Annotated in this window: 10 protein-coding genes; 4 read left to right on the top strand and 6 right to left on the bottom strand. The window is 39.6% G+C overall.

Annotation, left to right across the window (positions count from 1 at the left end):
- Positions 1–168: 168 nt before the first annotated feature.
- Positions 169–2,880 (bottom strand): aconitate hydratase AcnA, encoded by a 2,712-nt coding sequence (gene acnA / locus MLE14_RS21000; protein WP_243300364.1) that lies wholly within the window; start codon positions 2,878–2,880, stop codon positions 169–171.
- Between the two features lie 288 nt (positions 2,881–3,168).
- Here acnA and sspO point away from each other — a divergent pair, with 288 nt between their 5' ends.
- The gene (gene sspO / locus MLE14_RS21005) at positions 3,169–3,318 is read left to right on the top strand and encodes a small acid-soluble spore protein O (protein WP_243300365.1); all 150 of its coding nucleotides are present in this window, start codon (positions 3,169–3,171) and stop codon (positions 3,316–3,318) included.
- A gap of 31 nt (positions 3,319–3,349) precedes the next feature.
- Here the strand turns inward: sspO and MLE14_RS21010 are convergent, their stop codons facing one another.
- Positions 3,350–3,634: a hypothetical protein gene (locus MLE14_RS21010; RefSeq protein WP_243300366.1), complete on the bottom strand. Its 285-nt coding sequence runs from the start codon at positions 3,632–3,634 to the stop codon at positions 3,350–3,352.
- Positions 3,635–3,755: 121 nt separating this feature from the next.
- On the opposite strand from MLE14_RS21010, the gene MLE14_RS21015 reads away from it, so the two are divergent.
- On the top strand, positions 3,756–3,899 hold the full coding sequence (locus MLE14_RS21015; RefSeq protein ID WP_243300367.1) for a small acid-soluble spore protein P: 144 nt from the start codon (positions 3,756–3,758) through the stop codon (positions 3,897–3,899).
- A gap of 37 nt (positions 3,900–3,936) precedes the next feature.
- Here MLE14_RS21015 and MLE14_RS21020 read toward each other — a convergent pair whose 3' ends face one another.
- Together MLE14_RS21020 and selA are read right to left on the bottom strand one after the other, a co-directional pair.
- Entirely contained in the window at positions 3,937–5,256 is a 1,320-nt protein-coding gene (locus MLE14_RS21020; RefSeq protein WP_243300368.1) for a short-chain fatty acid transporter, read from the bottom strand.
- A 92-nt stretch (positions 5,257–5,348) separates the two neighbouring features.
- Entirely contained in the window at positions 5,349–6,761 is a 1,413-nt protein-coding gene (gene selA / locus MLE14_RS21025) for an L-seryl-tRNA(Sec) selenium transferase (protein WP_243300369.1), read from the bottom strand.
- A gap of 134 nt (positions 6,762–6,895) precedes the next feature.
- Between selA and selD the strand changes: the two genes are divergently transcribed.
- Complete coding sequence (gene selD / locus MLE14_RS21030) at positions 6,896–7,954, top strand: selenide, water dikinase SelD (RefSeq protein ID WP_390629353.1); 1,059 nt, start codon at positions 6,896–6,898, stop codon at positions 7,952–7,954.
- Positions 7,955–8,230: 276 nt separating this feature from the next.
- On the opposite strand, the gene MLE14_RS22815 is transcribed toward selD, so the two are convergent.
- Together MLE14_RS22815 and selB are read right to left on the bottom strand one after the other, a co-directional pair.
- Positions 8,231–8,320 carry a putative holin-like toxin gene (locus MLE14_RS22815; RefSeq protein ID WP_390629355.1) on the bottom strand — a complete coding sequence of 30 codons (90 nt, stop codon included), beginning with the start codon at positions 8,318–8,320 and terminating at the stop codon, positions 8,231–8,233.
- 107 nt (positions 8,321–8,427) lie between these two features.
- A complete protein-coding gene (gene selB, locus MLE14_RS21035) occupies positions 8,428–10,326 on the bottom strand; it encodes a selenocysteine-specific translation elongation factor (RefSeq protein ID WP_243300371.1) in 1,899 nt (632 codons plus the stop codon).
- Between the two features lie 178 nt (positions 10,327–10,504).
- Here selB and MLE14_RS21040 point away from each other — a divergent pair, with 178 nt between their 5' ends.
- Positions 10,505–10,720: a methionine aminopeptidase gene (locus MLE14_RS21040; RefSeq protein WP_243300372.1), complete on the top strand. Its 216-nt coding sequence runs from the start codon at positions 10,505–10,507 to the stop codon at positions 10,718–10,720.
- Positions 10,721–10,887 lie beyond the last annotated feature (167 nt).

Raw genomic sequence — 10,887 nt, forward strand, 5'->3', positions numbered from 1 at the left:
CCTCCTTGTTACATAAATTTGGTTGGCGAACCAAAATTTATTGTAACACCAGGAGTGGGCTTTTTTTAATACATCGCTATAAGCTTTCCGGAACCATACGCCTAGCGTATGGTTTTCATTTATACAACAAAAAAACCCCGCACTAAACAGTACGGGGTTTTTATTACATTAAGCTCCAAGAAGCTTATTGCGCAATACCATTTGCAGAATACCGCCATGACGGTAGTAGTCAATTTCAACTTCAGAATCAAAGCGAACAAGAACTTCAAATTCCTTCTTGTTTCCATCTTCATCTGTTGCTGTAACTTTTACAATATCACGCGGTTTTACATTTTCATCAATTTGAACATCGATCGTTTCTTTACCAGATAAACCAAGAGTCTCAGCGTTTTCGCCTTCCTTGAATTGAAGTGGAAGAACACCCATTAATACAAGGTTAGAACGGTGAATCCGCTCGAAGCTTTCAGCAATAACCGTCTTAATGCCAAGCAGGTTGGTACCTTTAGCAGCCCAGTCACGGGAAGATCCCATTCCGTAGTCTTTGCCAGCAAGAACCACAAGGCCAGTGCCATCTTGTTTGTATTTCATACATGCATCATAAATTGACATAACTTCGCCAGTTGGCCAGTAAGTTGTGTAACCGCCTTCTGTGCCAGGAGCGATTTGGTTTCTGATACGGATGTTCGCAAATGTTCCGCGCATCATAACTTCGTGGTTTCCGCGGCGAGATCCGTAAGAGTTGAAGTCTCTGATTTCGACTCCCTTTTCACGCAAGTATTTACCAGCTGGCGTATCTTTACCGATGGCTCCAGCAGGAGAAATATGGTCAGTTGTTACAGAGTCGCCGAATTTACCTACTACACGCATACCGCTAAGTGGTTTTACTTCACCTGGTTCTTTAGAAAGCCCTTCAAAGAACGGAGGGTTTGCAATATACGTAGAATTCTCATCCCAAGTGTAAAGTGGCTCATCGCTAGTTTCGATTGCATTCCAGCGCTCGTTGTCATCGAATACACGCTCGTATTCACGACGGAACAATTCAGGGGTAACAGTTTTCTTAACAGCCTCTTTTACTTCTTCAGAAGAAGGCCAAATATCTTTAAAGAATACATCGTTACCATCTTTATCTTGACCGATTGGATCATTTTGCAGGTCGATATCCACTGTACCTGCAAGGGCATATGCCACTACAAGCGGTGGAGATGCAAGGTAGTTACCTTTGACTAATGGATGAATACGTCCTTCGAAGTTACGGTTACCTGATAGAACAGATGTAACAAGAAGGTCATTTTCAGCAATAGCTTTTTCAATTTCAGGAGCAAGTGGACCTGAGTTACCAATACAAGTTGTACATCCATAACCAACCAGGTTAAAGCCTAGTTGTTCAAGATATGGAAGTAAGCCAGAATCGTTAAGGTAGCCAGTAACAACTTTAGATCCTGGTGCTAAAGATGTTTTTACGTATTTAGGAACTGCAAGGCCTTTTTCTACGGCTTTCTTCGCAACAAGTCCAGCACCTAACATTACGTATGGGTTAGAAGTGTTCGTACAGCTTGTAATAGCGGCAATCGCTACTGCACCTGTCTTCATGCTGACTTCTTCGCCAGACTCAAACTTAACGGTAATTTCTTTGTTTACTTCCTCTTCACTTAAACCAAAGCCTTGGTTTCCAGCTGGAGCTGTCAATGCATTGTTAAATGATTCTTTCATTGCAGAAAGCGGAATTAAATCTTGAGGACGCTTAGGACCTGAAAGATTTGCTTCGATTTCTGATAAATTCACTTCGATTACAGTTGTATATGTTGGTTCTGCATCAGGAGTGAAGAATAAACCATTTTCCTTGCAGTATTTTTCAACAAGCTGGACTTGTTCTTCACTGCGTCCTGTTAAACGAAGATATTCTAATGCTTCACCGTCAACCGGGAAGAATCCGCAAGTCGCACCGTATTCAGGCGCCATGTTGGCAATCGTTGCTCTATCTGCAAGCGGCAATGTAGAAACCCCTGGTCCAAAGTATTCAACAAACTTGCCGACAACCCCATGCTTGCGTAACACTTGTGTTACTTTAAGCGCAAGGTCCGTTGCAGTCGCACCGTTTGGAAGTTCACCAGTGAATTTAACTCCGACTACTTCCGGAACTGGGAAGTAAGATGGCTGGCCAAGCATTCCAGCTTCAGCTTCAATACCGCCAACACCCCATCCAAGCACGCCAATACCGTTGATCATAGTTGTATGGGAGTCGGTACCAACTAGAGTATCCGGATATGTTTCAATTTCACCGTCAGCGTTTTCGACGGCATGTACAACATTTGCTAAGTATTCAAGGTTTACTTGGTGAACAATCCCAGTAGCTGGCGGAACAGCCTGGTAGTTATTAAAAGCTTTCTTAGCCCAGCTTAAGAATTGATAGCGTTCAGCATTTCGTTCAAATTCTAGATCCATATTGACTTTTAAGGAATCTGGAGTTCCGTATTTATCAACTTGAACGGAGTGGTCAATAACTAAGTCAACAGGAATTTCAGGATTGATTTGATCAGGATTTCCACCTAGGTCAGCCATTGCTTTACGAAGAGATGCTAAATCTACAACTGCAGGTACTCCTGTAAAGTCTTGCAATATGACACGAGATGGTTTAAAAGGAACATCAACATCATTTTGCTCAGGTGTTCCCCATTTTGCTAAGTTTTCAACATGCTCTTTTGTAATAACACGTCCATCTACTTGACGCAACACAGATTCAAGTAACACTCTAATAGAAAAAGGAAGCTTAGAGACATTACCTACTCCCGCTTCTTCAAGAGCAGCAAGACGATAGTAGTGATACTTTTTGCCATTCAACTCAAAAGAAGAACGGGCATTAAAAACATCATGTTTCGCCATTGTATTTCCCCCTCTGTACAAAATCCGTTAATAGTTTAACGTAATTGTCGAAAAGTTACAATTTGCGACTTTTCCATCTAATATCTTAATACAACCTTAAATATAAGTAAATATCGATAAAGTTATAGTTTCTTATAAGATTATCTTATCATGTTTCAATGTTATAATCCTTTGTCCAGCTCTGTTCTACATTACCAATTACAAACACCAGTTGGAAATCATACCACTTTTTATATTCAGTAGCCATGTACTTGACTGGTAAAACTAACATACAGGAGGTGTGCAGTGATGGCGAAACGCAGAGCAAATCATATAAGACCAGGTATGAATGCAGCAAAAGCTCAAGGCAAAGGTGCGGGCTACAACGAAGAAATCTCTAATGAACCGTTAACAGAAGAACAAAAGCAATTTAATAAAAAGAGAAAGAAAAATAAATAATACTTAAAAAACCAGGCTTCGATGCCTGGTTTTAAAATTTATGAATGTCTGTAGAATTCATTTCACTGCTAAATTCTTGCAGGTAGTTGTTTAATTCCTGCTTATATTTCTCTAATTGAGCTCTTTGATGTTCACTGGCATTTTCTAATGCATTTTCAATTTGCTGATAGGCTTCATTTATTTCTTGTTTTAAATGCTTTAACTCATGGCCAAAATCTGAGCCGCCTTTGACAGCTTCTAAATAGGCATCTTTTGCTTGTTCATATCCTTGCTGTGCAGCTTGAAAGGCTTGCTGTTTATTTTTATGATAAGGCATCATACTTCCTCCTTTTCTCTTCGATTAGTATGTAAAAGCAAAAGGAAGAGTATTCATGTTGTCCGTATTTGAATATTTCATAAAAGAAGGTTTCACACTATGGGTAAAGGAGGAGGAGAAAATGAACAGAAATGATGGCAAAGATATGCGCAAAAATGCTCCAAAAGGAGATCATCCTGGACAACCCCGGCCATTAAGCGGGTCCCATAAAGTAAAAAATCGCAACCATACACGACAAAAACATAATTCACATCATGACATGTAATAAGGAAGGGTTCCTCGTTTTCGGAACCCTTCTATCGTTAAAACAATAATAAACCAAGCGAAATAATGACTCCAGTAACCACACAGACGATCACGCAGAAGCCCATAATATCTTTAGCTTTTAGACCGGCAATCGCTAGTGCTGGCAGTGCCCAGAATGGCTGAATCATATTAGTCCAAGCGTCACCCCATGCCACAGCCATAGCCGCCTTAGCAGCTGGAACTCCTAAAGAAGTAGCTGCTTCTAATGTAACTGGAGCTTGTACAGCCCATTGCCCTCCGCCAGAAGGAACGAAGATATTGACAATTCCTGCACTCCAAAATGTAAAAAGAGCAAAAGTAGTTTCATTTGAAATTTGAATGAAAATTTCCGCAAACCATACAGCCAGACCAGATGCAGTCATCATACCCATGATTCCCGCATAGAAAGGAAACTGGATGATAATTCCACCAGCTCCTTTTACCGCATTGGCAACTGCCTGCAGGAAGTTTTTAGGTCTCCAGTGTAATAATATCCCTAAGAATAAGAATAAAAAGTTTACAATGTCCAAATTTAACTTTCCGCTGTCACCAAAATAGAAAATAATGAAAAATAAACCAAGAATAAATACAACGACTGACACGATTGGACTATTTTCTAACCATTCAGCAGGTGTCAGTTTTTTGTTTTGCTCAACTGCAACCGCAGGCAAGGATTCTTCAAGAAGCTGTGGATCAACCGTTACGGTTTCCTCTTTTGAAGGCATCATAAAACGGTTTAAGATTGGCAAAACGATAAAAATCGCAGCGATGATGATTAAATTATATGGTGCAAAAATGGTTTCGCTGGTAGGAATGACGCCAATAATATCTTCGCTAAAGTGACCTGGCGTTGCAATCGTAAGCGGGATCGAGCCCGAAAATCCACCATGCCAAATAACAAACCCGCTGTAAGCGCTTGCAATCAAAAGACGGTAATCCACATTAGTTACCCGTTTTGCCAGTTCTTTCGCAAATAAAGCTCCAATCACCAGTCCAAATCCCCAGTTAATCCAGCTGGCAATTAATGATACAAGGGTTACGAGGACAATGGCTGAGCCTGGGCTTTTGGCAAGAGTAGCAGTTTTGCCTAAAAGTGATTTAATAATCGGGCTGCTTGCCAGTACATGTCCTGTTACAAGGACTAGAACCATTTGCATTGCAAAGGTTAAAAGCCCCCAAAAGCCTCCTCCCCAATATCTCACCATTTCCGCAGGCGATGCAGGTGTTACAGCTAGACCCAATAAAAATACGACTAATGTTAAAATAAATACAAAAATCAACGGGTCTGGCAGGTAACGCTGCATCATTCTGTTTGATAATGATATTAATGTTTTCAATATTTCACTCCCTTTCCCATTTCTTATAATTCTCTATATTCAGGCAAATTCCTTTTTTAAAATAAAAAATCACCGCGCTTCGCAGTGATTTTTTAAAGCTCTGCTAGTAAACTGAACGCCTTTATAATTTCCTGATATTCAGTTTCCTGTACCGTTCTTAAATCCAGATGAATTTCATCCTCTCGAATTTTAGCAACGATTGGTATCGGAGCCTCTCTCAGTTTTTTTTCTATGGAATGTGCATGTAACCGATCATGTCTGATTGTCACCACATACGTTTCCAATTGAACATCAGGCATAGCCCCTCCTCCGACCTGGCTATAGCTTTCTTTTATGCTGATATGAAATTCAGGCAATTTTTCTTTAAATAAGCGGATAAATGTAAGGGATCTCTCATAGATTTCTTCTTTTGACATTAAAATATTTCGGATAACCGGAATTTCTTTCAAACCTTTACTTCCAGTTACATAATGTAATAGCGTTGCCTCTAAACCTGCTAATGTCAGCTTATCTACACGGAATGCCCGTGCAAGCGAATGTTTTTTTATCTGATCGATATAAACTTTTTTTCCTGCAATAATCCCCGCTTGTGGACCGCCCAGCAGCTTATCTCCGCTAAATGAAACAAGATCGACTCCACTTTTTATGACTGATTGGACCGTAGGCTCTTCTCCAATACCATGTTCCCGAAAATCATATAAGACCCCGCTTCCTAAATCCTCATAAACAATAAGCTCAGGATTTTGTTCCTTAAGAGTAATAAGATCTTCCGCGGGAACAGTTTCCGTAAATCCGATTATTTTAAAATTACTGGTATGTACCTTCATAATCATTGCTGTATCATCAGATAAAGCTTTCTGATAGTCCTGAAAATGTGTTTTATTGGTGGTTCCAACTTCTTTTAAAATAGCCCCGCTCTCCCCCATTATGGAAGATACCCGAAAAGAGCCTCCAATTTCTACAAGCTGGCCGCGAGAAATGATGACCTCTTTTCCTTGTGCTAATGTCCGCAGAATTAAAAAAACGGCTGCTGCATTATTATTTACAACCATGGCTGCTTCACTGCCAGTGAGCTTTGTCAGAATCTTTTCAACTACATCATATCTAGAACCTCTTTTCCCTTCTTTAAGGTTATATTCCACATTTGAATACGAGGATGCTATTTGTAAAATATGATCAATTGCATCCTTGCTTAAAGGAGCTCTGCCAAAGTTGGTGTGGAGTACAATTCCCGTCGCATTAATAACCTTTTTCAGTTGGGGCATTATTTGCTCTCTTACTTGATTTCTTACATCTGACCAAACCTGTTTTAAAAAATCACTAGATCCGGGTGTTGGCCCTCGCCAGATTTCATGCAGCAATTGCGTTCTGATCTGATTTAAACAATTTGTTAGAGCATCATGAACTAAACTAGAATCGATCCCATATTCATCTGCTATTTGCATGTATTGAGGGTTCTTTTGTAATTCATGTATAGGAGGAATGGAACGTAACCATTCTTTCATCATAAAGCCTCGCTTTTCTGTACAAATTTAACATCATTATAGCATGTTGAAGAGACATGTATCCCTTTTCGAGAGCTGGATTCATTACTAACAAAGTTATTTTAAAGTATAATAAATGAAAGGAGGTGCGTCAGGTGAAAGAACAAGAAAAGTTTCGATTAACTACTCTTTCAACTAAAGCTGGCTGAGGGTGCAAAATTGGTCCTGAGGACTTGGCGCAAGTTTTGCGTCTTTTACCTGAATCAAAATCAGATCCAAACCTTTTGGTGGGAACGGAAACTTCAGATGATGCTGGAGTTTATCAGCTTACAGAAGATTTGGCTTTAGTGCAGTCCATTGATTACTTTACTCCGATTGTGGACGATCCTTATTACTTCGGGCAAATTGCAGCTGCGAATGCTTTAAGTGATATGTATGCAATGGGGGCTACCCCAAAAACAGCTTTAAATATAGTCGGCTATCCAATAAAAAAATTAGGGGCGGAATTGCTGGCGCAAATTTTAAAAGGAGCCAATGATAAAGTTACAGAAGCTGGGGCTACAACAATTGGCGGTCATTCTATCGACGACCAGGAACCTAAATTCGGACTCTCTGTTACAGGGATTATTGATCCAAATAAAATATGGCGTAATGCAGGGGCTAAGCCTGGAGATCTGCTTGTCCTAACCAAACCCATTGGCGTAGGTATTATAACCACAGGCATCAAACGAAATGCCGTAACAAAACAACAAGAACAAGAAGTAACAGAGATAATGGCAACTTTAAATAAAAAAGCGGCGGAGATTCTCGCGAATTTCGAGCCACATGCCGTAACAGACGTAACTGGTTTTGGCTTACTGGGGCATGCCAGTGAAATGGCACAAGGCAGTCACGTAACACTAGAAATTTCTTACCAAAAGATTCCGATTTTAAATGGAACAAAAGAATTAGCCGAACAAGGAGTCATACCAGGCGGCTCTAAATCCAATCATAAATGGCTCGAGCCTATCGTTTCCTATGATTCGAAACTTACTGAAACTGATCAGCTGATCCTTTGTGATGCGATTACATCTGGAGGTTTATTAATTTCTTTACCCGAGGATCAGGCTTATCGATATGTTGAACGGTATAATGAGCGATCACCTATACAAGCAGCTGTCATTGGGCGTGTAAAAGAAAAAAACAACCGTTCTTACATACATGTTGTAGAATAATGTAGGAAATTTGAAGGAATTTTTTACAAAATTACGATAGGAAAGTTTGAATTGATAGGATTTTGTGGTACATTATAAACAGAAACCACATAATAAGCTTTCAAAACACATATAGTAAGATAAACTCATATACTATAATGAGTTTATTTGAACTAACTCAATCAAAAAACCTCAGAGTGCGGGAACACCCTGAGGCTTTGAGTAGCTGATTTTCGAAGGAAGATCGGCCTACTAGACGAAAATAGACCTCTACCCTCTTACCAATTCAAGGGAGGTCTATTTTTTATTAGAAAAAGACAGCATCACGACCATTAAGGACGCAAACGAAATCATTAAAGTTAATGATTCGAAAACTGTCATAGGCATCACCCCCTTTCAAAAAGGGGTAAGCCGACCACCCTTGAAATATTCAGCTACTACCTATTAGTTTACCACAAAAATCCACTTTTAGAACATCTGTTCTTGTACAAATTCTAAAAATGAGCCTTTTGGATTAGCTTGTCAAGCCAGACCCTCTTATTTTCCATTCTTTTTGTAATACCCTTCTCATCCAGCAGTTCAAGAAATGGTATTAGATACTTTCTGGATAAAGGAAGAATAGTTTTTGCATCTGCAATCGTAAATGCAACAGGAAAGGCAGATCTGCACTTTTGAATGGCCTGATTATAAATGTCCTCCCTCCACACCAGATTTTCATTTAATCGAATAATATGCTTCTCCCTTTCTAAAAAGTTCAACAGTTCATTCCATGTCGAACCTGTAATCCCAAGAACCTGACCATACTCATCGATAGGCTTTACTCGATAGCCATCCTGTTCAAGCAAGTGCAACAATTGGTTCGCTTGAGATTTTATATCAAGAGGTATATGCGGTCGGAAAAGAGACACTTTAATAAATTGGTTAACCCTTGTAAAATGGTCTGTTTCGAGTACCGATTCGATCAGATCTTTTGAAAATTCACTATCTAACTCCTGCAGAAGTCGTGCCTTATCGAATCCAATCCGCATCGGAAACTCTGTATGAAACTTTTGAAGCAGACCAGATAATCTATTTATGGCCTTTTCCATAAACTCAACTAAAGTGATTGCACCAGATTTAGTCCGTTGAAAGCATGGAAAATTACTTACGGTTTGGTTGACTTCTTCCGCATCTATATGAAGCAGAGTAGCTAATTCTGTCACGGATAATACCTGATTTTCCTGCAGAAGGGCCATAATCCTTTCTTCAACCTTCCCTTCTTTTTTTAAAGCAAGCGCCGAAATCGTTTGATCTCCGAATTTATATCTTTTGCCAAAAGGGTCCAAAATCCATCCGCCTCCAATTGTTTCAACAGGGCTTGGTCTTCTTATGATAAAGGCATCGCCTCTTTTGACTACAATGGGTTCATTCAGCCGAATTTGACATAGAACTTCATGCTCTTCTTGTATGATTTCGTTACGGTCAAAAAATACGATGGTACCCATCACTTCTGATGTCCCGACATGAAAAGTAACGGGCATTCTCTGTTTAATAGGGTACTTTAGATTTTGAACAAACTTTAAGGAAACATCGATTGTTTGAGTAACTGGAAATGATTCATAGCTAGTAACAATTACATTGCCACGCTTGATTTCATCACGGGAGATGCCGGATAGATTGAGTGCCGTTCTTTGACCCGCAATTGCTTTTTCAACGGTTTGATGCTGAACTTGAATCGAACGAACCGTTCCTTTCCGTTTTTGCGGCAAAACCCATACATCCTGACCAAACTGCACTTCGCCATTAAAGATTGTACCTCTTGCTACAGTTCCTTGCCCTTTTATTGAAAATACCTGGTCAATCGGCAAGCGGAAATTTCCACGATTGCTTTTTGGAATTATCTGTGTTATTTCATTAAGTATAGTGTTCTTTAATTCTTCAATTCCATGAAAAGTTAAACTATCCACACAGATACAAGGGGCATTTTCGAAGGAAGTCCCTCTCAATTCGCTTTCAATTTCTTGTTTAGCTAAATCCAACAGTGATGGTTCCACATTATTCGCTTTTGTAATTGCAATAATTCCTTTCTTAATTCCCAGGAAGGATAAAATAGATAGGTGTTCCCTTGTTTGCGGCATCACTCCTTCATCAGCTGCCACTGCTAAAATAACAAGATCAATCCCTGCTACACCTGCAATCATTTGCCTGATAAACCTTTCATGCCCTGGAACATCTACGATAGAAATTTGTAAATCTTCATTATTAATAAAAGGGGCAAAGCCTGGCTCAATTGAAATGTTTCTTTCCTTTTCTTCTTTTAATCGGTCTGTATCCACATTCGTTAAAGCCTTTGTTAAAGCTGTTTTCCCATGGTCTATGTGCCCTGCCATTCCAATTGTATAAAACCTTTTCATATGTAAAACCTTCTTTTTAATAATGTAATAAGCTTAATTTATACTATATGGAGGATTGTCCTCAAGGCAAGGAAAACTATTAAAAATGGACGAGGACATATATTTTTTTGTGATAATAGCAGAATAAAAAATTTTAATATTGACATACTATATAAAAATGCAGTTGGAGTGAGTACAAATGGGTTTACTCAGTCGTTTTTCACAATGGCAAAATGACCGATACCAGAAAAGAGTGGAAGAAATGCAGGCAAAAGGACTTTGTCCGGATTGCCGGGGCAGCGGTTTAAGCATGGTTGCCTTAAATGAGTTTCTCCATACGAATTTTTATGATTGCCCAGGATGCAACGGCAGCGGATTATATTCAGATTGGGAAGAAACAAACCAATATTCATAAAGACAAAGCTAATCAGAGACGCATTCTGATTAGCTTTTTTTGGTGCGCCCGGCATGGGCTATAACTTGGTGGTGAAAGTCCACTACAGGCTTGGCAGTAGGAACTGTTAGCTAAAGGCAAGGGTGTCCATCGTGAGGTGGAATCTGAAGGAAGCCGGAGGCAAAATC

It is taken from the genome of Bacillus litorisediminis (assembly GCF_022808645.1).
Lineage (GTDB): Bacteria > Bacillota > Bacilli > Bacillales > JC228 > Bacillus_BF > Bacillus_BF litorisediminis.

Bases quoted from the DNA above. Each gene is read 5' to 3' on its own strand.
- acnA (WP_243300364.1), bottom strand. From the start codon at position 2,880: ATGGCGAAACATGATGTTTTTAATGCCCGTTCTTCTTTTGAGTTGAAT.
- sspO (WP_243300365.1), top strand. From the start codon at position 3,169: ATGGCGAAACGCAGAGCAAATCATATAAGACCAGGTATGAATGCAGCA.
- MLE14_RS21010 (WP_243300366.1), bottom strand. From the start codon at position 3,634: ATGCCTTATCATAAAAATAAACAGCAAGCCTTTCAAGCTGCACAGCAA.
- MLE14_RS21015 (WP_243300367.1), top strand. From the start codon at position 3,756: ATGAACAGAAATGATGGCAAAGATATGCGCAAAAATGCTCCAAAAGGA.
- selA (WP_243300369.1), bottom strand. From the start codon at position 6,761: ATGAAAGAATGGTTACGTTCCATTCCTCCTATACATGAATTACAAAAG.
- MLE14_RS22815 (WP_390629355.1), bottom strand. From the start codon at position 8,320: ATGCCTATGACAGTTTTCGAATCATTAACTTTAATGATTTCGTTTGCG.
- selB (WP_243300371.1), bottom strand. From the start codon at position 10,326: ATGAAAAGGTTTTATACAATTGGAATGGCAGGGCACATAGACCATGGG.
- MLE14_RS21040 (WP_243300372.1), top strand. From the start codon at position 10,505: ATGGGTTTACTCAGTCGTTTTTCACAATGGCAAAATGACCGATACCAG.